Annotated in this window: 20 protein-coding genes; 17 read left to right on the plus strand and 3 right to left on the minus strand. The window is 70.4% G+C overall.

Annotated features, from left to right (window positions below; translation table 11 throughout):
* Positions 1 to 183 precede the first annotated feature (183 nt).
* The 3 genes from OG246_RS24125 to OG246_RS24135 are packed head-to-tail and all read left to right on the plus strand — an operon-like array spanning position 184 to position 2,941.
* Positions 184 to 1,026 (plus strand): S1C family serine protease, encoded by an 843-nt coding sequence (locus tag OG246_RS24125; protein ID WP_266467350.1) that lies wholly within the window; start codon positions 184 to 186, stop codon positions 1,024 to 1,026.
* Positions 1,023 to 1,691, plus strand: a complete 669-nt coding sequence (locus OG246_RS24130; RefSeq protein ID WP_266467353.1) for a response regulator transcription factor — start codon at positions 1,023 to 1,025, stop codon at positions 1,689 to 1,691. The genes OG246_RS24125 and OG246_RS24130 overlap by 4 nt, the downstream gene beginning before the upstream one ends.
* Positions 1,688 to 2,941, plus strand: coding sequence for a cell wall metabolism sensor histidine kinase WalK (locus tag OG246_RS24135; RefSeq protein WP_266467356.1), 1,254 nt, complete (start codon positions 1,688 to 1,690; stop codon positions 2,939 to 2,941). Before OG246_RS24130 ends, OG246_RS24135 begins: the two co-directional genes overlap by 4 nt.
* Before the next feature lie 103 nt (positions 2,942 to 3,044).
* Here the strand turns inward: OG246_RS24135 and OG246_RS24140 are convergent, their stop codons facing one another.
* Positions 3,045 to 3,716 (minus strand): 1-acyl-sn-glycerol-3-phosphate acyltransferase, encoded by a 672-nt coding sequence (locus OG246_RS24140; protein WP_266467359.1) that lies wholly within the window; start codon positions 3,714 to 3,716, stop codon positions 3,045 to 3,047.
* A 388-nt stretch (positions 3,717 to 4,104) separates the two neighbouring features.
* On the opposite strand from OG246_RS24140, the gene OG246_RS24145 reads away from it, so the two are divergent.
* The 3 genes from OG246_RS24145 (at position 4,105) to OG246_RS24155 (ending at position 6,399) form a co-directional block, all read left to right on the plus strand.
* A complete protein-coding gene (locus OG246_RS24145) occupies positions 4,105 to 5,268 on the plus strand; it encodes a glycerophosphodiester phosphodiesterase (protein ID WP_266467362.1) in 1,164 nt (387 codons plus the stop codon).
* Between the two features lie 74 nt (positions 5,269 to 5,342).
* Positions 5,343 to 5,849, plus strand: coding sequence for a sigma-70 family RNA polymerase sigma factor (locus OG246_RS24150; RefSeq protein ID WP_266467365.1), 507 nt, complete (start codon positions 5,343 to 5,345; stop codon positions 5,847 to 5,849).
* 46 nt (positions 5,850 to 5,895) lie between these two features.
* Positions 5,896 to 6,399: a GNAT family N-acetyltransferase gene (locus OG246_RS24155; RefSeq protein ID WP_266467369.1), complete on the plus strand. Its 504-nt coding sequence runs from the start codon at positions 5,896 to 5,898 to the stop codon at positions 6,397 to 6,399.
* 127 nt (positions 6,400 to 6,526) lie between these two features.
* Here the strand turns inward: OG246_RS24155 and OG246_RS24160 are convergent, their stop codons facing one another.
* On the minus strand, positions 6,527 to 6,970 hold the full coding sequence (locus tag OG246_RS24160; RefSeq protein WP_266467372.1) for a hypothetical protein: 444 nt from the start codon (positions 6,968 to 6,970) through the stop codon (positions 6,527 to 6,529).
* 1 nt (position 6,971) lies between these two features.
* Positions 6,972 to 7,331 (minus strand): hypothetical protein, encoded by a 360-nt coding sequence (locus OG246_RS24165; RefSeq protein ID WP_266467374.1) that lies wholly within the window; start codon positions 7,329 to 7,331, stop codon positions 6,972 to 6,974.
* Positions 7,332 to 7,400: 69 nt separating this feature from the next.
* Between OG246_RS24165 and OG246_RS24170 the strand changes: the two genes are divergently transcribed.
* From OG246_RS24170 to OG246_RS24220, 11 genes are all read left to right on the plus strand, one after another.
* A complete protein-coding gene (locus OG246_RS24170) occupies positions 7,401 to 8,048 on the plus strand; it encodes an HAD family hydrolase (protein ID WP_266467378.1) in 648 nt (215 codons plus the stop codon).
* Between the two features lie 371 nt (positions 8,049 to 8,419).
* Positions 8,420 to 9,454: a methionine ABC transporter ATP-binding protein gene (locus OG246_RS24175; protein WP_266467382.1), complete on the plus strand. Its 1,035-nt coding sequence runs from the start codon at positions 8,420 to 8,422 to the stop codon at positions 9,452 to 9,454.
* Positions 9,451 to 10,188, plus strand: a complete 738-nt coding sequence (locus tag OG246_RS24180) for a methionine ABC transporter permease (RefSeq protein WP_266467385.1) — start codon at positions 9,451 to 9,453, stop codon at positions 10,186 to 10,188. Before OG246_RS24175 ends, OG246_RS24180 begins: the two co-directional genes overlap by 4 nt.
* 77 nt (positions 10,189 to 10,265) lie before the next feature.
* Positions 10,266 to 11,093 carry a MetQ/NlpA family ABC transporter substrate-binding protein gene (locus OG246_RS24185; protein WP_266467389.1) on the plus strand — a complete coding sequence of 276 codons (828 nt, stop codon included), beginning with the start codon at positions 10,266 to 10,268 and terminating at the stop codon, positions 11,091 to 11,093.
* 31 nt (positions 11,094 to 11,124) lie between these two features.
* Positions 11,125 to 11,952 (plus strand): MetQ/NlpA family ABC transporter substrate-binding protein, encoded by an 828-nt coding sequence (locus OG246_RS24190; RefSeq protein WP_266467393.1) that lies wholly within the window; start codon positions 11,125 to 11,127, stop codon positions 11,950 to 11,952.
* 147 nt (positions 11,953 to 12,099) lie between these two features.
* Positions 12,100 to 12,735, plus strand: coding sequence for a GNAT family N-acetyltransferase (locus OG246_RS24195; protein ID WP_266467397.1), 636 nt, complete (start codon positions 12,100 to 12,102; stop codon positions 12,733 to 12,735).
* Between the two features lie 139 nt (positions 12,736 to 12,874).
* Positions 12,875 to 14,086 (plus strand): precorrin-6y C5,15-methyltransferase (decarboxylating) subunit CbiE, encoded by a 1,212-nt coding sequence (gene cbiE / locus OG246_RS24200; protein ID WP_266467400.1) that lies wholly within the window; start codon positions 12,875 to 12,877, stop codon positions 14,084 to 14,086.
* A gap of 345 nt (positions 14,087 to 14,431) precedes the next feature.
* Positions 14,432 to 18,343 (plus strand): nicotinate-nucleotide--dimethylbenzimidazole phosphoribosyltransferase, encoded by a 3,912-nt coding sequence (cobT, locus tag OG246_RS24205; RefSeq protein ID WP_266467403.1) that lies wholly within the window; start codon positions 14,432 to 14,434, stop codon positions 18,341 to 18,343.
* A 232-nt stretch (positions 18,344 to 18,575) separates the two neighbouring features.
* Complete coding sequence (cobA, locus tag OG246_RS24210; RefSeq protein ID WP_266467406.1) at positions 18,576 to 19,811, plus strand: uroporphyrinogen-III C-methyltransferase; 1,236 nt, start codon at positions 18,576 to 18,578, stop codon at positions 19,809 to 19,811.
* 87 nt (positions 19,812 to 19,898) lie between these two features.
* Entirely contained in the window at positions 19,899 to 20,726 is an 828-nt protein-coding gene (locus OG246_RS24215; RefSeq protein WP_266467409.1) for an RNA methyltransferase, read from the plus strand.
* Between the two features lie 35 nt (positions 20,727 to 20,761).
* Positions 20,762 to 21,853, plus strand: a complete 1,092-nt coding sequence (locus OG246_RS24220; protein WP_266457682.1) for an IS630 family transposase — start codon at positions 20,762 to 20,764, stop codon at positions 21,851 to 21,853.
* Positions 21,854 to 21,861: the final 8 nt, after the last annotated feature.

Below are 21,861 nucleotides of genomic sequence, written 5' to 3' on the forward strand. Positions count from 1 at the left end.
CCGCCGGGCCCGCCCCGGCCATCCGGCCCTGCGGGGCCGACAGAGCCCACGGGACCCGGGGCGTCCGCCCGGCAGCCCGGCCCGGCATCCGACGGCTCCGATTCCGGCCCCTACCCCGGACTCGGCGAGCCCCGCGGCCCGTCGTTCCTGCCCGGGCGGCCCCCACCGCCCTTCGCCACGCCCATGCCGTCGCCGCAGACATACGCGTCGCCTGCGTACGCCACACCCCCGCCCCCGGAACAACGCGCCCCGCGCAAACCCCGCCCCGTCCTGGCCGCGATCGTCGCCGCCGTCCTCGCGGGAGGCGCGGCGGGCTACGCGGCCGGGGCGCTGGGAGACTCCGACGACTCCTCCTCCAGCACCGCCGCGCAGGGCACGAACGGGCTCGAAGCCGTCGCCGCTCGCGTTCTGCCCAGTGTCGTGTCCATCGAGACGGACGCAGGCCAGGGTTCCGGCTTCGTCTTCGACGAGCGGGGCCGCATCCTCACCAACGCCCATGTGGTGTCCGGCAGTTCGCAAGTCACGGTAGAGCTCCAGGACGGCCGCAGGCTGCGCGCCGACGTGATCGGGGACGATCCCGCCCACGACGTAGCCGTCCTCGAACCCGAGACGGCACGAGGACTGGAGGCCGCCGAGCTGGCCACCGGCGCCCAGCCCGGAGTCGGCGACACTGTCCTGGCCATCGGTTCCCCGCTCGGCCTCAGCGGCACCGTCACCTCCGGCATCGTGAGCGCCCTGGACCGCACGGTGACACTGGGGGAGCAGGGCGAGCAGCGGCGCGCCCTGCAGACCGACGCGTCGATCAACCCGGGCAACTCCGGCGGCCCCCTGGTCGATGCCGACGGCCGGGTCATCGGCATCAATACGGCCATCGCGACGTTGGACCAACAGGGGGGCGGCGGCTCCATCGGCATCGGTTTCGCCATTCCCGTGACGGACGCGATGGACGCCGCGCGGGCGATCATCGACGGCGGCTGGCCGCGGCCGGGAACGGCCGACGACGGAGGGCGGGTGCTGGGCCCATGAGACTGCTCGTGGTCGAGGACGAGGAGGACCTGGTCGTCGCGCTCAGGCTCGGCCTGGTCAGGGCGGGCTACGCGGTCGACGTGGCCCCGGACGTCGACACGGCCACCGAGAAACTGGCCGTCAACGACTACGACTTGGTCCTCCTGGACCTCAATCTGCCCGACGGGGACGGCTTCTCGGTCTGCCGGGCCGTCCGGGCCACCCCCGGCGGGCCCCGCATCCTGATGCTCACCGCCCGCGACCGCCTCGCCGACCGCGTGCGCGGCCTCGACGAGGGCGCCGACGACTACCTGGTGAAACCCTTCGCGCTGCCCGAACTCCTCGCCCGCATAAGGGCGTTGCTGCGCCGCGAGGACGGCGGCACCTCGGTCGTCGAGGTGGGCGAACTCCGCCTGGACACCGCACGCTTCGAGGCGTTCAGGGGCGAACGCCCGCTCCAGCTCACGCCGAAGGAGTTCGGGGTCCTGCACTATCTGATGACCCGCCCCGGACGCGTCGTGCCCACCGAGGAACTGCTTGAACATGTGTGGGACGAGCACGCCGACCCGTTCACCAACACCGTGCGGGTCACGGTCGGTTCACTGCGCCGGAAGATCACCGGGGGCGAGGAGCCGCTGATCGAGACGGTGATCCGGCAGGGCTACCGGCTCAAGGAGACGCCGTGAGAGTCCCGTTCCGCAGGCTTCGCCCGCCGACTGTGAAACTCCCGTTCCGGCTGCCCGCCTTCACCCACACCATCCGCTTCCGTCTCACGGTCCTCTACTCCGGCCTGCTGTTCGTGCTCACCGCGCTCGTCCTCGGCGGGACGTATCTCGCGGTCGAGCGCAGCGGCGAGGCGCACCCCGTCACCAAACAGTTCACGGCCTCGAAGTACGTCGACAACGTATACGTCGGGGAGATCGAGGCGGTGAAGGTCCAGGAGGTCGAGGCGGCCGTCAACTACGAGACACTCGCCAACCTCCGCCGTTTCTCACTCGCCGTGCTCGGCGGCCTCGCCGTCACCAGCCTCGCGATCGGCTGGGTGCTCTCCGGCCGGGCCCTGCGCCCCGTCCGCTCCATCTCCCGTACGGCGGCCGAGATCCAGGCCACGGACCTGTCGCAGCGCATCCGCCTGGACGGCCCGAAGGACGAACTCCGCGACCTCGCCGACACGGTGGACTCGATGCTCGACCGGCTCGACGAGGCCTTCCGCGCCCAGCGCCAGCTCATCGACGACGCCTCGCACGAGCTGCGCAGCCCGCTCGCGATCATCCGCGCCAACCTGGACGCCGTACTCACCGCCGAGGAGTCCGACGAGCAGGAGCGCCGGGCCGCGGCCCGCAGCGTGGACCGGGCCACCACCCGGATGACCCGCCTCGTGGAGGACCTCCTTGCCACCGCCCGCCGCAGCGCGCCAGCGCTCGCCGACGCCGACGTCGACCTGGCAGCCGCGGCCACCGAGGCGTGCGAGGAGTTCGCGTCGCTCGCGGCCGAACGCGGGCTCGTCCTGCGCCGCCGGCTGACCACGGGCCTGACCGTCATCGGCGACCACGACGCGCTGCGCCGGGCCGTCGGCAACCTGCTCTCCAACGCCGTACGGCTGGCTCCGCCCGGCACCCGTATCACCGTGTCGGCCGGCCGGGCGGAGAGCTGGCTGTGGATATCCGTACGGGACGAGGGCCCGGGCATCCTCGACGACGACCAGGCCCGCGTCTTCGACCGATTCTGGCGAGCGAAGGGCAACACCGGCGGCCGCGACCGCCACGCCGGCCTCGGCCTTGCGATAGTGCGCCAGATAGTGGAGTCCCACGCGGGCCAGATCCGCCTGTTCTCCCGAGTGGGCGAGGGCTCCACGTTCGTACTCTGGTTCCCAGCACCAGGAGCCGACCAAGCCAACGGCGGTCCACCCGAGGACCAGCCCCCTGAACTCAGCTGATCCGGAGCGCCCCGTCAGGGGCGCGGGGAACTGCGCGACCAGCCACGTACGGCCGGCAGTGAACGAACAACCCGCAGGGGGCCCGGCGAAATCAGCGGAGCGCCTAGGCGGCTTTCGCCTTTGTGGCGTACATGTCCACGTACTCCTGCCCCGACAACCGCATGACCTCGGTCATCACGGAGTCGGTAACGGCCCGCAGGACATACCGGTCGCGGTCCATCCCCTCGTACCGCGAGAACTCCATGGCTTCGCCGAAGCGGACAGTGACCCGGCCGGGCCGGGGAAACCCCGCCCCGCCGGGCTGGATCTTGTCCGTGCCGATGATGGCGAACGGGACGATGGGCGCGCCGGTCATCATCGCCAGCCGGGCGATGCCCGTACGGCCCCGGTAGAGCCGGCCGTCGGGGGAGCGGGTGCCCTCCGGGTAGATGCTGAAGACCTTGCCCTCCTCCAGCACCCGGCGGCCCGTCATCAGCGCCGCGACACCGCCGCGCCCGCCGTCCCGGTCGACCGGGATCATGCCGCAGCCGGTGAAGAACCAGGCCATCAGACGGCCCTTGATGCCCTTGCCGGTGACGTACTCGTCCTTGCCGATGAAGAAGACCTGACGGTCGCAGAACAGCGGCATGATCATCGAGTCGATGAACGTGAGATGGTTGCCGGCCAGGATCACCGGACCTTCGCCCGGGATGTTCTCCGCACCCTCCACCCGTGGGCGGAACATCAGGCGCATGATCGGTCCGAGCACTGCCTTGATGAGCGCGAAGCGGGACAACGGGCCCTCCGGTGTCAAGGGATTCGGTATGAGTCTGTGCAGGTGAGGACGATACTCGCGGCTCCCGGGTGATTGCACATCGGGTTCACCGAGTGGATACGCACTGTTGACGCACGTTTACCTGCGGTGGCGTGCCGGTGAGCGGCTGTCACACGGGCGAGACGATGTGACGGATCTCGCGTGCCGCACCCGAGGACCGTTCGGCGCGCCGCTGCTGTGCGCGTACCCCGCATGGCGGCACCGATGCCGACGGACCGTCACTTTGCTTATTCCGTACGACACGCAGGGGCACCCACGTGTTCCGCCACAGGTCTCCCTCCCGTCACGCAAGGGAACTTACGATCGACCCGATTTGAACTGGCGCGGGGGCACTACAGCGGGAGTAGTCATGGGAGCGCAGGAGTCGAACGGACAGGAACGGGGCACCGCGCGGCGGACGCTGCTCGGAGCCGCGGTGCTCGGGGCGGGCGGAGCGGTCCTCGGAGCGCCCGGCGTGGCCCGCGCGGACGCGCAGAAGTCGGGCGGCGGCTACCAGAGCCTGCCGAAGCCGACGATCATCGGACACCGTGGGGCGAGCGGCTACCGGCCGGAGCACACCTTCGGCTCGTATCAGCTGGCCCTCGACCTCGGCGCGGACGTCGTCGAGGCGGGCGACCTGGTGCCCACCAAGGACGGTCACCTCGTCTGCCGTCACGAGCCGGAGATCGGCGGCACCACGGATGTTGCGGACCACCCCGAGTTCGCCAGCCGCAAGACCACGAAGAGCCTTGACGGGGTCGCCACCACCGGCTGGTTCACGGAGGACTTCACGCTCGCCGAGCTGAAGACCCTGCGGGCGATCGAGCGCATCCCCGCCAACCGTCCGCACAACACCCTCTACAACGGACGCTGGGAGATCCCCACGTTCGAAGAGGTGCTCAAGTGGCAGGACGAGCAGACCCGCAAGCGCGGCAAGCAGGTCTGGATCTACCCGGAGCTCAAGCACCCCACCTACTTCCGGGCGCTCGGCCTCGGCACCGAGGAGAAGCTCGCCAAGGCACTGCGCAAGGCGGGCAAGGACAAGAAGAACTCGCCGGTCATCATCCAGTCCTTCGAACCGACCAGCATCCAGCGCATGAACAAGCTGGTCGGCAACCCGCTCGCGGTCCTGCTCTCCGCCGCGAACACCCGGCCCTGGGACTTCGTCGCGACCGGCGACCCGCGCACCGTCGCCGACCTGGTCACACCCAAGGGCCTCAAGGAGATCGCCTCCTATGCCCAGGGCATCGGCCCGACGCTCGACCTGATCATCCCGAAGGACGCGAGCGGCAACTTCACGACGCCGACCACGCTGGTCAAGGACGCGCATGCGCAGGGCCTGATCCTGCACCCGTACACCATGCGCAACGAGAACCCCTTCCTGCCGCCGGCCTACCGCAAGGGCACCGACGCGGACGCCTACGGAGACGTCTTCGGCGTCTTCAAGGTCTACTTCGCCACGGGCATCGACGGCGTCTTCACCGACAACGCCGACACCGGGGTGCTCGCCCGCGCGGACTTCGTCAACGGATGACCCCGCCACCCCGGTTGGGGTGACAGACGGCCGCCCCGGCAACCATCCGCCGGGGCGGCCGCGTCGTGCCGCATATGACACACGACATGGTTGCCACGCTGCGCCCACTGCTCGCCGCCGAGGCCTCGGCCGAGGCATATGCGTCCGGCGCCGAACAGGGCGACCTGGAACAGGCCGTCTGGCTGCGCCTCCTGGAGCGACTCGACACGGATGGCCCACCGGTCGACCCGCAGGGCTGGCTGCGCCGCGCCGTCCGCTCCGAGGCCCGCCGCAGCCGCCGCCGGGCCCGCGTCGAACAGCCGTACGCCGCCGATCCCGTCGACGACCGCGGGACCGGCCCCGAGCAGCAGGCGATGACCGCCGCCCGCCATCGCGCGCTGCACGATGCGGTACGACGCCTGCCCGGCCGCTGTCCCAGCCTGCTGGCGGCACTGCTGTCCCCGAAGGACCTCACCTACCGGGAGATCGCGGGGGAGTTGGGTATCTCACAGGGCAGTCTGGGCCCGGAACGTTCCCGATGTCTGGGATGTCTCCGTCGATTGCTGACGCCGGAGGTTGCGGCCGGGGAACCGCGGGGATAGGAGTGAGGGACGACCGGTGGAACAGGTGAGCGGGAGGCGTGCACACATGGGCATGAGCGTGACCATCTCGGCGGCGACCGCACAGGATGCCGAGCAGATCCTCAAGCTGCAGTACCTCTGCTACCAGAGCGAGGCGGAGCTGTACGGCGACTACGGCATCGAGCCGCTGACCCAGCCGCTCGACTCCCTCAGGGCGGAGTTGGCCGACGGCACGGTCCTGGTGGCCAGGCTCGGGGACGAGGTGGTGGCCTCGGTCCGCGGCGCCGTGGACGCGGAGGGCACGGCCCGTATCAACAAGCTCATCGTCCACCCGCGTATGCAGCGCCATGGGCTGGGCGGACGCCTGCTCGCCGCGATCGAGGCCAGGCTCGGCGCGGACGGCGAGGCCAAGTCCTTCGAGCTCTTCACCGGCCACCGCAGCGACCGCAACCTGGGGCTCTACCGCAAGCACGGTTACGCCCAGGTCTCCACGGAGCGTGTGGATGAGCGGCTGACGCTGGTGACCCTGGCTAAGGGCGCCCACGCGGGCGCGTTCGCGGCCAGCGCGTAGGCGCTCCGCTGGTAGGCCGTGCGTTGTCTGCGGGGCCGTCGTGGCTGGTCGCGCAGTTCCCCGCGCCCCTTCGGGGCGCAGCCGAATCGGGCCGGCCGGCCGTCACCGCGTGGCCGGCGCCCAGCAGCTACTGACCGGCCGTACGGGCAGCCTTGCGCAGCCAGTACATCGCCGACAGGGGCAGCAGCACCGGGATGAACAGATAGCCCATCCCGTAGTCCGACCACACCGTGGCGTCGGGGAAGGCGGACGGCTCCACCAGCGTCCAGGTCCCGACGATCAGTACGCCCGCGAGCTCGGCGGCGCAGCACACCAGCGCCGCCCTGCGGGCCCTCTCGCCGCCGCGTACGAGCGAGTACGTGATGAAGCCGTAGACGAGCCCCGCGACCGCGGAGAGCGAGTAGGCGAGCGGGGCCTTGTCGAACTCCGTCGAGATCTGCACGGCGCTGCGCGAGACGGCGCCGACGACCATCACGCCGTACAGCCAGACCAGCAGCATGCCGGGACCGCTGATGAGCCGTGTCCGCTTCTTCTCCTGAGGTACGGTCCCGTTCTCCTCCGCGGCCGTCATCTCAGCCTCCCCAGATGTCGTAGAGCCGCACCTCGAGCACGGCGAGGACGATGCCGCCGGCGGCCACGGTGATCGATCCCCAGCGGGTGCGCTCGGTCAGCGACATGAGGCCCGCGGCCGGGATGCACGCGAAGGCGCCGACCAGATACGCCACGAAGATCGTCGTACCCTGCTCCGGCTTCTCGCCGCGCGCCAGCTGCACGATGCCGACCACCAACTGGATCACGGCCAGCAGCGACACCACGGCCATGCCGATGAAGTGCCAGTCCTTGGTGGGCTGATCCCGGTAGGCGGCCCAGCCGCACCAGGCGGCGAGCGCGAGCGCGGCGACGGCGGTCGCGACCGTCAGGGCATCAAGCATGCCGTGACCCTATTACGGGCCGAAAGACCCGATGCGTTCGCCCCCGGGGTGCCCCGTAGGGTCGAAGGCATGAAGATCCACGCTGAAGCCCTCCTCTTCGACAACGACGGAACGCTCGTCTCCTCCCTCGAGTCCGTGAACCGCTGCTGGACCTGCTGGTACGAGGAGTACGGCATCACCGCCGAGGACTTCGCCCGGATCGAACTGCACGGCCGCCCCGCCGCCGAGATAGCCGCCGACCTGCTGCCCGCCGACATCGTCCCCGAGGCCCTCGCGCGCATCGAACAGCTGGAGGTCGACGACGTACCGGGCGGGGTTCTGCTGCTTCCCGGGACGGCCGAGTTCCTCGACTCGCTCCCCGCCGAGCGCTGGGCCGTCGTCACCTCCGCCACCCGGCGCCTGGGTGAGGCACGGCTCGCCGAGGCCGGCATCCGCCCCAAGACGCTGATCACCGCCGACGACGTCACCCGCGGCAAGCCCGACCCCGAGCCCTACCTCCTCGCCGCCCGTGAACTGGGCGTCGACCCGGCCCGCTGCGTGGTCTTCGAGGACGCCCCCGCGGGCCTGCAGGCGGGCCGCGCCGCCGGAATGACCACCGTGGCGTTGGCCACAACCCACCAGTCCCACGAGCTGGACGCCGACCTCGTGGTCGACAACCTCTCCGCCCTGTCCGCGCTGGTCACGGCGCACGGAGTGGAGATCTCCGTCCGGGGCTGAAGACCGTCCACCGCTGTCCGGTATACGGACAGCGGTGGTGGGTCCCTCCTGTGTGTCTGCTTTACTTGATCCCATGACCACGACGAGCAGCCGCATCCTTGCGACCGAGGCGAGCATGACGCCCGGTGCTCGTTGTATGTGTCGAATGTGCGCCTTCTAGAGGGCCCCCGCACCACCCCGAGCCTCGCGCCCCGAAGCGAGCCGGCGCGCCCTGTCCGTCCCCGGACGTGACGGGCGCAGCCCCGCGCACACGATTCTTCTTCACACCCCGGCTGCCATCGCCACCGCGAGAACCGTGCCGCGTTCCCGACCGAATGCACCCGTGCCCGGCGCACACCCACGCCCTGCACTCGACAGTGACGGAAACCCCAGTGATCACGACCACGGACCTCACCAAGGTCTACCGCTCGCGCGGCCGTGAGGTCACCGCCCTCGACGGCGTCGATCTGCACGTCCGCGAAGGCGAGGTGTACGGCGTCATCGGCCAGTCCGGCGCCGGCAAGTCCTCGCTCATCCGCTGCATCAACCTCCTGGAGCGTCCCACCTCCGGCACGGTCACCGTCGCCGGACAGGACCTCACCGCGCTCGCCGGGCAGGGCTCCCGGGCCGGCCGGGAACTCCGCAAGGCGCGCAGCCACATCGGAATGGTCTTCCAGCACTTCAACCTGCTGTCCTCGCGCACGGTCCAGGACAACGTCGAGCTGCCGCTCGAAATCCTCGGGGTCTCGGGGCAGCAGCGCTCCCGCAAGGCGCTCGAACTGCTCGACCTGGTCGGCCTCTCGGACAAGGCGAAGGCCTACCCGGCACAGCTCTCCGGCGGCCAGAAGCAGCGCGTCGGGATCGCCCGCGCCCTCGCCGGCGACCCGCAGGTGCTGCTCTCCGACGAGGCGACCAGCGCTCTCGACCCCGAGACCACCCGCTCCATCCTCCAGCTGCTGCGCGACCTGAACCGGCAGCTGGGCCTCACCGTCCTGCTCATCACTCACGAGATGGACGTCGTCAAGACCATCTGCGACTCGGCCGCCCTCATGGAGAACGGCAGGATCGTCGAGTCCGGCACGGTCGGCGAGCTGCTCGCGACGCCCGGCTCCGAGCTGGCCGCCGCGCTCTTCCCGGTCAGCGGTGACCCGTCCGGCGACGACCGCACGGTCATCGACGTCACCTTCCACGGCGAGGCCGCGACCCAGCCCGTCATCTCGCAGCTCTCCCGCACCTACAACATCGACATCTCGATCCTCGGCGCTGCGATGGACACCGTCGCGGGCAAGCAGGTCGGCCGGATGCGCATCGAACTGCCCGGCCGCTACGAGGAGAACGTCGTGCCGATCGGGTTCCTGCGCGAACAGGGGCTGCAGATCGACATCCAGGGCCAGGCGCCCGTACTGCTGAAGGATGGTGCCAAGTGACCTGGTCGGAGATGCAGCCGCTGCTGTCCCAGGCGTGTTGGGACACGTTCTACATGGTGGGCTGGTCCACGCTCATCGCCGTCGTCGGCGGTCTTCCGCTCGGCATCCTGCTCGTCCTCACCGACCGCGGCGGACTCCTCCAGAACGTCCTGGCCAACAGGATCATCGGGCAGATCGTGAACATCGCCCGCTCGATGCCGTTCATCATCCTGATGGTCGCGCTGATGAGCTTCACGCGCTGGCTCACCGGGTCGACGATCGGCCGCGAGGCCGCCATCGTGCCGCTCGCGATCGGGGCGATCCCCTTCTTCGCGCGCCTTGTCGAGACGGCTGTCCGCGAAGTGGACGGCGGGCTCGTCGAGGCCGTGCAGTCGATGGGCGGCAACACCTGGACCGTCGTCCGCAAGGTCCTCGTACCGGAGTCCCTGCCGTCGCTGATCTCCTCCGCGACCACCACAATCGTCGCGCTGATCGGCTACTCGGCGATGGCCGGCACCGTCGGCGCCGGCGGCCTCGGCGACATCGCGATCCGGTACGGCTACCAGCGCTTCGAGACCGAGCTGATGTGGATCACCGTAGGGATCCTCGCCGTGGTCATCTCGGTCATCCAGTTCGCCGGCGACTACGCCGCGCGTGGGCTGCACCGGCGCGGCGGCCAGTCCGGGGCCGCGCCGCGGCTGAGGCTGCTGAAGGCCAAGGAACCCGCGACTGCGGACGTCGGCAAGGTCGCCTGAGTACTTCTTCACCCACCCGCAGATTTCCCCGTACACCCATCACGGGGCAGCTACACCCACATGGAAAGGCACTTTTCGTGCGTAACGCCACAAAGTTCACGACCGCCGTCCTCGCAGCCGGAGCCCTCACCCTCGGCCTCACCGCCTGCGGCTCGGACAAGGACTCCGCCTCCGACACCAGCGGACCGCTGATCGTCGCCGCCAGCCCCGTCCCGCACGCCGAGATCCTCAACTACGTCAAGGACAACCTGGCGAAGGACGCGGGCCTCGACCTGGAGGTCAAGGAGTTCACGGACTACGTGACGCCGAACACGGCGACCGAGGACGGGTCCGTGGGCGCCAACTACTTCCAGAACCAGCCGTACCTCGACGACTTCAACAAGAAGAACGGCACCCACATCGTGCCCGTCGTCACGGTGCACCTGGAGCCGCTCGGCCTGTACTCCAGCAAGGTCAAGAGCGCCGACGACCTGAAGAGCGGCGCGACGATCGCCGTCCCGAACGACAGCGTCAACGAGGCGCGCGCGCTGAAGCTGCTCGCCGCCAACGGGATCATCACGCTCAAGGACGGCGTGGGCAACGAAGCGACCCCCTCGGACATCACCAAGAACCCGAAGGACCTCAAGTTCAAGGAGCTGGAGGCGGCCCAGACCCCTCGCTCCCTGGAGGACGTCGACGCCGCGGTCATCAACGGCAACTACGCCATCGAGGCCGACCTCTCGCCCGCCAAGGACGCCCTCGTCCTGGAGTCCGCGACGGACAACCCGTACGGCAACTTCCTCGCCGTCAAGGAGGGCAACGAGGACGACCCGCGCGTCAAGAAGCTCGCGAAGCTCCTCACCTCGCCCGAGGTCAAGAAGTTCATCGAGGACAAGTACGAGGGTTCCGTCATCGCGTCGTTCTGACGTCGCGACCGGTTTCAGAGGGGTCAACACCATGCGCAAGCACGTCATATCCGCGGTGTCCGCCGCGATTGCCCTCGGCCTCGGACTGACCGCCTGCGGTTCGGGCTCGGACTCCGGCAGTGGTGACGACGACGCCCTGGTCGTCGGCGCCACCGCCGTACCCGCCGGCGAGGTCCTGTCGTACATCAAGCAGGATCTCGCCGAGAAGGCGGGCCTCGACCTGGAGATCAGGGAGTTCACCGACTACGTCCTGCCGAACACCGCGCTCCAGGAGGGCTCGCTCGACGCGAACCTCTACCAGAACCAGCCCTTCCTGGACGACTTCAACAAGTCCAAGGGCACGGACCTGGTGTCGGTCGTCAAGCCGTACCTGCCTCCCATGGGCGTGTACTCGAAGAAGGTCAAGGACGTCACCGAGCTCGCCGACGGAGCCACCGTCGCCGTACCCAACGACGTCACCAACGAGGGACGCGCCCTCAAGCTCCTGGCCTCCAAGGGCGTCATCACGCTCAAGGAGGGTGCCGGCACGACTGCGTCCCCCGAGGACATCACGGCCAACCCCAAGCACCTGAAGTTCAAGGAGCTGGAGCCCGCCCAACTGCCGCGCTCTCTCGACGACGTGGCCGCGGCGGTCATCAACAACAACTACGCCCAGGACGCGGGGCTCAGCCCCGCGACCGACGCGATCCTCCTGGAGTCCGCGAAGGACAACCCCTACGCGAACCTCCTGGCGGTGAAGAAGGGCAACGAGGACGACCCGCGCGTGCAGAAGCTCGCGAAGCTCCTCACCTCGACTGAGGTCAAGAAGTTCATCGAGGACAAGTACAAGGGCTCGGTCCTGCCCGTCACTTCCGGCTGACGGTTCTCGTCACCGCACGGGGTCCACTTCATCACCTGGAGTGGACCCCGTGGTGCGTCACGGTGGTTTCATGCTGCATGCTGGGCAGTTCAGCAGGCCCGGTGGCTTCCCCAGGGCCTGAGGTTCCCGAAGGTTACGGAGCGGCGCATGACAAGCACCTTCCCCGACATCTCCATCAGCACGGAGCGGTTGGTACTGCGTGCGCTCGAGGACGAGGACGTCTCCGCCCTGGCCGAGATGATGAACGACGAGATGGTGGCGGCCTGGACGGCGGTGCCCCAGCCCTTCTCCGAGGACGGCGCCCGCTCCTGGATCACCGACTACGCGCCCGCCGAACGAGAGGCGGGCCGCGGACTCGACCTCGCCGTCACCGAGTTCCTCACCCAGCGCCTGGTCGGCATCATCCAGCTCGCCAAGACGAACTGGCATGTGCGGTCCACCGAACTGTCGTACATCATCGCCCCCTGGGCCCGCGGCGAGGGCTACGCCTCCGAGGCCTCGCTCGCCACCGCCCAGTGGCTGTTCCGCGACCAGAAGTTCGAGCGCATCGAACTGCGCACGGCGGCCGACAACACCGCCTCGCAGCAGGTCGCCCAGAAGATCGGCTGCATCAGCGAGGGTGTCCTGCGGGGCGCCTGCATAGCGCGCACCCGTACCGAGGACGGCGGCTGGACGGACGTGCGCACCGACTACATCGTGTGGAGCCTGCTGCCGGAGGACATCGAGGGCGTGGGCGACCAGTTCGCCGACAGTGGTTTCACGTCGTTCTCCGACTGGAACTGAATCCCCGGGACCGCTCCCACTCTCCGGAGCCCGTCGGAGCCCTTCGGGGCGCTGCCGGGCGGCACCAGGTACCCTCACGGAGCCTGCCTGCGGGCCTGCCCCTGACGACCTGCGAAAACCTTTCTGGAGACTGACAACGATGGCCGACCGGGTCACGGTGATCGGCTGGGACGGCTCGCCGCTGACCGCCGCGGCGCGCGCAGCTCTCGGCGCCGCCACGCTGGTGGCAGGCACGGCCCATCACCTCGCACTCCCCGAGGTGCCCAAGGCCGCCGAACGCATCCGCCTCGGCAGCGTCGCCCTCGCCGCCCGCCGGATCGCCAACCACCGTGGCAGCGCCGTCGTCCTCGCCGACGGGGACCCGGGCTTCTTCGGCGTCGTACGCACCCTGCGGGGACCCGAGTTCGGCCTGGAGGTCGAAGTCGTCCCCGCCGTCTCCTCGGTGGCCACCGCGTTCGCCCGCGCCGGAATGGCCTGGGACGACGCGGAGGTGGTCGTCGCACATCCCCGCACCCTGCGACGCGCGGTGAACGTATGCCGCGCCCACACAAAGGTCGCCGTCCTCACCTCGCCCGGTGCAGGCCCCGCCGAGCTCGGCCTCCTCATGGACGGAGTGCACCGCACCTTCGTCATCTGCGAGGAACTCGGCACCGCACGCGAACAGGTCACGATCCTCACCTCCGACAAGGCCGCCGACCACACCTGGCGGGACCCCAACGTCGTCATCGTCATCGGCGGCTTCGTGGCCGCGGTCGAGGGCGGCGGCTGGATCGCCGGACGCGAGCCGGGCGCCGGACCGCGCGGCTGGGCGCTGCCCGCGAAGGCGTACGGCGGCGCACTCGGCGAAGGCGAAACGGATCTGCTGCGCGCCGCCCAACTCGCCCGCCTGGGCCCGCGCGTCGGAGACCTCGTCTGGGACATCGGCTCCGGAAGCGGCGCCTTCGCCACCGAGGCGGCACGCACCGGCGCCGCCGTCATCGCCGTCGACCGGAACCCCGGCTCCTGCGCCCGCACCGAGGACTCCGCCCGCCGCTTCGGCGTCCAGATGCAGATCGTGCCCGGGGCCGCGCCGCACATCCTGGAGGACCTTCCCGAACCCGATGTCGTACGTGTCGGGGGCGGCGGAGCCGCGGTGGTCTCGGCGGTCGCCGACCGTCGTCCACGAGTCATCGTCACGCACGCCTCGACCCGCGACGCGGCCGAACTCATCGGCAGAGGCCTGACGGAGCACGGCTACCAGGTCGAGTGCGCGCTCATCCAGTCCGTCGAACTCGACACAAGGGCATGGACGGAGACGGAACGGAGCGTCGCGTTCCTGCTCACAGGCCGTCTACCCGATCGCGCCCCGTGATCCTGTTGTCGTACTGCGCGCGGTAGGCTGGCCGATCGTTGTACCGCTCTCGGGGGATCAGCCTTTCGTAGGCCAATGTCCGGAAAACGCGCCCGTTTTGAGGTGTGTGTGGTACGGCAGAACCGGAGGACGCGCAACGTGGCGCAGTCCACAGCGGGCCCTCGCGGATCGACGTGACGTGAGGGCGGGACGACCGGGACAATGCCAGTTAATGGCTTTGTCGTCTTTCTTGGCCGGTCGTTCGTGCCGCTGGGCACGCGCGCTCGTTCTTCACCATGGGGCGGTCGGTGCGCCGTTCCGGGCGAGCTGGACTTGGAAGCACTAACCGATGGGCGAGGGGTACGCATGACTGACACCGGCCAGGTCCCGGGCGAGGGACTGCCGGAGAACGCAGGCATGGTGGATCAGCCGGGCGTCCTCGCGCCGGGTGCCTACACCTTCCTCGACCCCTCCGAGAACCCCGCCGATGACGACGACCTGCTCCTGATGCCGGGCGCGCCGGGAGCACAGGGCGCGTGGGGCAACGAGGTGCCGCCGCCGGCCCCGATGCCGTTCGTTCACGAGTCGGGTCCGCATGAGCAGGGGCCGCACGAGACGGGTCCACATGAACCCGTGGCGTACGAGCCGGGTGCGCATGAACCCGGTGCTCTCGAGTCGGCTCTGCACGAGACGGTTCCGCACGAGTCGGCTCCGCACGAGTCGGGATCGGACGAACCCGGTCCGCACGAGACGGCCGGGCGGGACAGCGGCTCGGTCGACCTCGGTGCCGTCCGTGTGCCGGACCCCGCGCCCGTCCTGCAGCCGACGCCGCCCCGCCGCCCGCTGCACCTCGGCCCCCCGACCCCGGACGGCTCCGCGAGCCCGGTGCGCTCACTCGCCGACCGCGGCCCCGCGGGTGCGCCGGTGAGCCCCGCTGCCGGCGCTCCGTTCACCGCCCCCGCAACTCCCGTACGGCACCAGGGTCCGCCGACGGCCGGGCCCGAGTACCTCGATGTCCCGCAGCTCTCCGAGATCCCGCCGCAGGGCGCCGTGCCGTGGGGGGTTCCACCGTCGGGACCGGAGCAGGTGGCTGCAGAAACGGTCGTCCCGGAGCCGGTGCAGGAGCCGCAGCAGAGTGCGGAGGAGTCGCAGGGCCTGGAGCCCGCTCCGGTCCTGGGAACCGAGCATGCTGCTCATGACCAGGCGCAGGAGCAGGCACAGGAACAGTCTCAGGACGTAGCTGAGGCTCAGGTGCTTGCGGAGGCCGCCCAGCTCCCGGGCCTCGCTCTGGCTTCCCAGGACCAGGACGCCCCTGTGGCCCAGGCGCTCGCGCACGCTCCCGAGTCCCCGGACGCCTTCGCCCTCCCGGCGGACGAAGCCGCGCAGGCTCCCGAGGCCGCGTCCTCCTCGGACGGACCGCTGAACCCGCATCTTCCGCAGACCGTGGATGAGACCCCGTTCCTGGCGGCCTCGACGGTCCTGGACACACCGCACGCCCCGGAACAGCCGGAAGACGCCGAGCCCGCCGCTGAGGCGTACGCACCCGCGCACCTCGCCGTGCAGGCGCCGGCCCCGTCGGAGGGTGAGCACTTCGCACCCGAGCCGCACGCCGTTGTCGAGCAGAGCCCCGCACCTGAGCAGAACGCCGCTTTCGAGCAGAGCCCCACACCCGAGCCGAACCCGCGCAGAGCGCTCGCGACCCCGCCGCAGATCACCGACCCGGCGCCTCAGTTCCCGGCCCAGGCAGCCCAGTTCGGGGCCCCCGCTGTCCACATCGCGGACCCCGCCGCCCAGTTCGCGGACGCCCCGCACGGTCCCGACCACGCGCTGACGCAGCTCCAGCCCCAGGCGCACGTGCAGGTGGCCCCCGGGTTCCCCGCGCCCGCGCACACCGCGTTCGCCGAGGTGGACGCCACCGAAGCGCTGCAGGGTGTCCAGGTAGGTGCCGAACCGCTGCAAGGCGTCCCGGCAGGCGTCGGCGCCCACGCGCAGGCCTCGCACGCAGCCGTGGGCCAGGCCCATGGCGAACACTTCCCGGCTTCCGGCGACGGAGGTGGAGCGGGAGCAGGCCCGTCCGAACTGCCGGACGCCCCTCATGAGCCCCATGCGGACCAGTCCCTCGGCCAGTTCGTGCCCGTGGAGGGCACGGTGCCGACGACCCCGCACCTCGCCCCGACCCCGCCGCACGCCATGACCGTGCCGCCATTCCCCTCGGAGGAGCAGCCCACGGCCGACGAGCCCGCGGAGCAGCCGATCCTGGTGGCGCCCGCCCCCGTCCAGGAGACGGCCGAGGCGCCCGCCGGGGAAACCTCGCAGACTCCCGCCGCCGAAACGGAGCTGGTCGCCCCCGTACCAGCGCCCCGCGAGGCAGAGGTGGTGGAGGCGGCGGCCGAGGCAGCGCCCGAGGTCGAGGCACCCCCCGTACCGGAGCCCCTCCCGGCGGCCCCGGAGACCGTAGTCGCACAGCAAGCGGACGACCTGGACACCCAGGGCGCCGACCAGGAAGAGAGCACGGCCGCAGTGGAAGACGTACGAGAGTCCACCGGCCCGGCGGCACCCGGCTACAACGACGCGGAACGCGAGGCCGTCCTGCGCGTGATGCGCGAGCGCCGCGACATCCGCAACGGCTTCCGCAGCGACCCGATCCCGCACGACGTACTGCTCCGCGTCCTGGAGGCGGCCCACACGGCACCGTCCGTGGGCCACTCCCAGCCCTGGGACTTCGTCGTCATCCGCTCCGCCGACACCCGGCGTTCGATGCACGAACTCGCGGCCCGCCAGCGCGAGGCGTACGCGAAGTCGCTGCCCAAGGGCCGCGCGAAGCAGTTCAAGGAACTCAAGATCGAGGCCATCCTCGACACCCCGGTGAACATCGTCGTCACCGCCGACCCGACCCGCGGCGGCCGCCACACCCTGGGCCGTCACACGCAGCCGCAGATGGCCCCGTACTCCTCCGCGCTCGCGGTCGAGAACCTCTGGCTCGCCGCCCGCGCCGAGGGCCTCGGCGTCGGCTGGGTCAGCTTCTTCGACGAGCGCGAGATGGTCCGCGCGCTGGGCCTCCCCGAGCACCTGGAGGTCGTGGCGTACCTCTGCGTCGGCTATGTCGACGAGTTCCCGGACGAGCCCGAGCTGATGCAGGCGGGCTGGTCCAAGCGCCGCCCGCTGTCGTGGGTCGTCCACGAGGAGACGTACGGCCGTCGCGCGCTGCCCGGTGAGGAGCCGCACGACCTGCTCGCCGAGACGATCTCCAACATCCGTCCGCTGGACGCCAAGGCGCTCGGCGAGGCCTGGGAACGCCAGAAGCGGATGACCAAGCCCGCCGGCGCGCTAGGCATGCTGGAGATCATCTCCGCGCAGCTCTCGGGCCTGTCCCGGATGTGCCCGCCGCCGATCCCGGAGCCCGCCGCAGTCGCGATCTTCGCCGGCGACCACGGTGTGCACGCCCAGGGCGTCACCCACTGGCCGCAGGAGGTCACCGCCCAGATGGTGGCCAACTTCCTCGGCGGCGGCGCGGTCTGCAACGCCTTCGCCAACCAGGTGGGCGCCGAGGTCTGCGTCATCGACGTGGGCGTCGCCTCCGACCTCCCGGCCACCCCGGGCCTGCTGCCGCGCAAGATCCGCCTGGGCACCGCCGACATGACGACCGGTCCCGCGATGACCCGCGAGGAGGTCATCGCGGCCATCGAGGTGGGCATCGAGACGGCCCGCGACCTCGTGGCGGCAGGCAACAAGGCCCTGCTGACCGGCGAGATGGGAATCGCCAACACCACCGCGTCGGCGGCCCTCATCTCGGTCTTCACGGACACCGACCCGTCCGAGGTGACGGGCCGCGGCACAGGCATCAACGACGAGACACTCGCCCGCAAGACCGAGGTCGTGCGCCGAGCCATCGACCTCCACCAGCCCGACCCCGCCGACCCCATCGGCGTCATGGCGGCCATCGGCGGCCTCGAACACGCGGCCATGGTCGGCCTCCTGCTCGGCGGCGCGTCCCTCCGTACGCCGGTCATCCTGGACGGCGTCAGCGCCGGCGCCGCCGCCCTCGTGGCCCGCGCCATCGCTCCGGAGGTCCTCGCCGCCTGCATCGCAGGCCACCGCAGCGCGGAGCCGGGCCACGTGGCCGCCCTGAACAAGCTGGGCCTGCGCCCCCTGGTCGACCTGGACCTCCGCCTGGGCGAGGGCACGGGCGCACTGCTGGCACTGCCGGTGGTACAGAGCGCGGCGAGGGCGATGCACGAGGTGGCGACGTTCGATTCGGCAGGGGTAACCGAAAAGTAGACGTGAGGGCTGTGGGCAGGCGTTCCGCAGGGCGGAACGGGTGGGCACAGCCTGCCCACCGGGCCGCACTGTGGGGGGTCCGGGGGCGCAGCCCCCGGTTTCGGGAAGGGGCGGGCTTGGGGAAAGAACCCCCACCCCACCCCAGCCCCCCACGCCCCCGCACCATAAAATCCGCACGTCAGGGGCCACTCCAGGCACCAACGCCCCACCCCGCCCGAGGAGCCGCACAGCCATGGCCGAACACCCCGCCTACCCCGTAGGCCTCCGCCTCACCGGCCGCCGCGTAGTGGTCCTCGGCGGCGGCCAGGTAGCCCAACGCCGCCTCCCGGCGCTCATCGCCGCAGGCGCGGACATCCACCTCGTATCACCGCAGGCCACCCCCTCCGTGGAAGCGATGGCCGACGCAGGCGAGATCACCTGGACGAGACGCCCGTACGAGAACGGCGACCTGGCGAACACTTGGTACGCCCTGATCGCCACCAGCGACCACGAGGCGAACGCCGAAGCCTCCGCCGAGGCGGAGCGCCACCGTGTCTGGTGCGTCCGCTCGGACGACGCCGACGCGGCCACGGCGTGGACCCCGGCCACGGGCCACAGCGAGGGCGTCACCGTGGCGGTCCTCACGACGGATGCCCGCGGCCGCGACCCCCGCCACACCGCCGCGATCCGCGACGCGGTGGTCGAGGGCCTGCGCGACGGCACCCTGGTGGCCCCCCACCACCGCACCCGCACCCCCGGCGTCGCCCTGGTCGGCGGCGGCCCCGGCGACCCGGACCTGATCACGGTCCGCGGCCGCCGCCTCCTCGCCGAGGCCGACGTGGTCATCGCCGACCGCCTCGGCCCGCGCGACCTGCTCGCCGAACTGCCCCCGCACGTCGAGGTGATCGACGCGGCGAAGATCCCGTACGGCCGTTTCATGGCCCAGGAGGCCATCAACAACGCGCTGATCGAGCACGCCAAGCAGGGCAAGTCGGTCGTACGGCTGAAGGGCGGCGACCCGTTCGTCTACGGCCGTGGCATGGAGGAGGTCCAGGCGCTCGCCGAGGCCGGCATCCCGTGCACGGTCGTTCCCGGCATCTCCAGCTCGATCTCGGTCCCGGGCGCCGCGGGCATCCCGGTCACGCACCGCGGGGTCGCCCACGAGTTCACAGTGGTCAGCGGCCATGTGGCCCCCGACGACGAACGCTCACTCGTCGACTGGCAGTCCCTCGCAAAGCTGCGCGGCACCCTGGTCGTGCTCATGGGCGTCGACAAGATCGGCCGGATCGCCGAAACCCTGATGGCGCACGGAAAGCCGGGCGACACCCCGGTCGCCCTGGTCCAGGAGGGCACGACGGCGGCCCAGCGCCGCGTCGACGCGACCCTGGCCACGGTCGCCGAGACCGTACGCACCGAGGACGTGAAGCCCCCGGCGGTCATCGTCATCGGCGAGGTCGTGAACGTGGGCCCCGGGAACCCCAAGCAGTAACCCCCGGGAACCCCATGCAGTAACCCCCGGTAACGCAACCTCTTCCCAGCCGTTGGCACCGCACCCAGGACAAGGCAGTATCACCCTGTGGCCGATCTCATCACCGTTGAGGACCCCGCCGACCCGCGTCTGCGCGACTACACGGGCCTGACCGACGTGGAACTGCGCCGCAAGCGCGAACCCGCCGAGGGCCTGTTCATCGCCGAGGGCGAGAAGGTCATCAGACGGGCCAAGGACGCCGGGTACGAGATGCGCTCGATGCTGCTCTCGGCCAAGTGGGTCGACGTCATGCGCGACGTCATCGACGAACTCCCGGCCCCGGTGTACGCGGTCAGCCCCGAGCTCGCCGAACAGGTCACCGGCTACCACGTGCACCGCGGCGCGCTCGCCTCCATGCAGCGCAAGCCATTGCCGACGGCGGACGAACTCCTGCAGTCCACCCGCCGCGTGGTCGTTATGGAGTCGGTCAACGACCACACCAACATCGGCGCGATCTTCCGCTCCGCCGCGGCGCTCGGCATGGACGCCGTGCTGCTCTCCCCGGACTGCGCCGACCCGCTCTACCGCCGCAGCGTGAAGGTCTCCATGGGCGCCGTCTTCGCCGTCCCGTACGCCCGGCTCGACTCCTGGCCCAAGGGCCTGGAGTCGGTCCGCGAGGCCGGCTTCAACCTGCTTGCCCTCACCCCCGACGAGAAGGCGAAGTCCCTCGACGAGGCGGCCCCGCACCGCATGGACCGCGTCGCGCTGATGCTCGGCGCGGAGGGCGACGGCCTGTCCACCAAGGCCCTGATGGCGGCGGACGAGTGGGTCCGCATCCCGATGGCCCACGGCGTCGACTCACTCAACGTGGGCGCGGCGGCCTCGGTCGCCTTCTACGCGGTGGCGACGGGCCGCCCGCAGCCCCTAGTCTTCTGAGTCAGGACTTCTATTCAGATGTATAGGCTTGTTCCATGGCACGGACGGGGCGGCCGAAGGCCGAGTTGACGCTGTCGGACGAGGAACGGGCCGCACTCGAGGGGTGGGTGCGGCGACATTCCACGCCGCAGGCATGGGCATTGCGGTGTCGGATCATCCTGGCCTGTGCCGCGGGTGCGTCGAACAAGGACGTGGCTGCTGAACTCGGCTCCACACCTCATGCGGTGGGCCGCTGGCGGGCCCGGTTCGTGCAGTACCGGATCGCTGGTCTTGGAGACATGCCGCGTCCGGGCGGTCCCAGGACGGTGACGGACGAGCAGGTCGCCGCGGTGATCGCCAGGACACTGGAGTCCACTCCAAAGAACGCGACGCACTGGTCGACGCGGGCGATGGCGAAAGAGATGGGTCTTTCGCAGTCGTCGGTGTCACGGATCTGGCGGGCCTTCGGCCTGCAGCCGCACCGGTCGGAGACCTTCAAGCTGTCGACCGATCCGTATTTCGTCGACAAGGTCCACGATGTCGTCGGCCTCTACCTGGACCCGCCCGAGCGGGCCCTGGTGTTCTGTGTCGACGAGAAGTCGCAGATCCAGGCGCTGGACCGGTCCCAGCCCGTCCTGCCGATGATGCCCGGGGTTCCCGAGCGGGCAACGCACGACTACGTCCGGGCCGGCACCACCACCCTGTTCGCGGCCCTTGAGGTCGCCACCGGCAAAGTGATCGGCTCCCTGCACCGCAGACACCGTGCCGAGGAGTTCAAGAAGTTCCTGACCAAGCTCGACAAAGAGGTGCCTGCCGGCCTGGATGTCCACCTCATCTGCGACAACTACGCCACCCACAAAACCCCCGCCATCAAGAAGTGGCTGCTGGCCCATCCCCGCTTCCACCTGCACTTCACGCCGACCGGATCGTCCTGGCTGAACCTCGTCGAGCGCTGGTTCGCCGAACTGACCAACAAACAGATACGGCGAGGCGTCCACAGGACCGTCCAAGCGCTGGAGAAGGACATCCGCACCTGGATCGCCGCCTGGAACACCGATCCGAAGCCCTACGTCTGGACGAAGACCGCGGACGAGATCCTCGAACGCCTCGCCAGTTATCTGAATAGAATTCCTGACTCAGAAGACTAGTACTCCTG

It is taken from the genome of Streptomyces sp. NBC_00620 (genome assembly GCF_026341825.1).
GTDB lineage: Bacteria > Actinomycetota > Actinomycetes > Streptomycetales > Streptomycetaceae > Streptomyces.

What these genes read in the sequence shown, in the direction of transcription:
- OG246_RS24165 (WP_266467374.1), bottom strand. Translation starts at nt 7,331, where the DNA reads ATGCTTGATGCCCTGACGGTCGCGACCGCCGTCGCCGCGCTCGCGCTC.
- cobT (WP_266467403.1), top strand. Translation starts at nt 14,432, where the DNA reads ATGACTGACACCGGCCAGGTCCCGGGCGAGGGACTGCCGGAGAACGCA.
- OG246_RS24145 (WP_266467362.1), top strand. Translation starts at nt 4,105, where the DNA reads ATGGGAGCGCAGGAGTCGAACGGACAGGAACGGGGCACCGCGCGGCGG.
- OG246_RS24170 (WP_266467378.1), top strand. Translation starts at nt 7,401, where the DNA reads ATGAAGATCCACGCTGAAGCCCTCCTCTTCGACAACGACGGAACGCTC.
- cobA (WP_266467406.1), top strand. Translation starts at nt 18,576, where the DNA reads ATGGCCGAACACCCCGCCTACCCCGTAGGCCTCCGCCTCACCGGCCGC.
- OG246_RS24125 (WP_266467350.1), top strand. Translation starts at nt 184, where the DNA reads ATGCCGTCGCCGCAGACATACGCGTCGCCTGCGTACGCCACACCCCCG.
- OG246_RS24160 (WP_266467372.1), bottom strand. Translation starts at nt 6,970, where the DNA reads ATGACGGCCGCGGAGGAGAACGGGACCGTACCTCAGGAGAAGAAGCGG.
- OG246_RS24130 (WP_266467353.1), top strand. Translation starts at nt 1,023, where the DNA reads ATGAGACTGCTCGTGGTCGAGGACGAGGAGGACCTGGTCGTCGCGCTC.
- OG246_RS24195 (WP_266467397.1), top strand. Translation starts at nt 12,100, where the DNA reads ATGACAAGCACCTTCCCCGACATCTCCATCAGCACGGAGCGGTTGGTA.
- cbiE (WP_266467400.1), top strand. Translation starts at nt 12,875, where the DNA reads ATGGCCGACCGGGTCACGGTGATCGGCTGGGACGGCTCGCCGCTGACC.
- OG246_RS24220 (WP_266457682.1), top strand. Translation starts at nt 20,762, where the DNA reads ATGGCACGGACGGGGCGGCCGAAGGCCGAGTTGACGCTGTCGGACGAG.
- OG246_RS24190 (WP_266467393.1), top strand. Translation starts at nt 11,125, where the DNA reads ATGCGCAAGCACGTCATATCCGCGGTGTCCGCCGCGATTGCCCTCGGC.
- OG246_RS24155 (WP_266467369.1), top strand. Translation starts at nt 5,896, where the DNA reads ATGGGCATGAGCGTGACCATCTCGGCGGCGACCGCACAGGATGCCGAG.
- OG246_RS24150 (WP_266467365.1), top strand. Translation starts at nt 5,343, where the DNA reads ATGACACACGACATGGTTGCCACGCTGCGCCCACTGCTCGCCGCCGAG.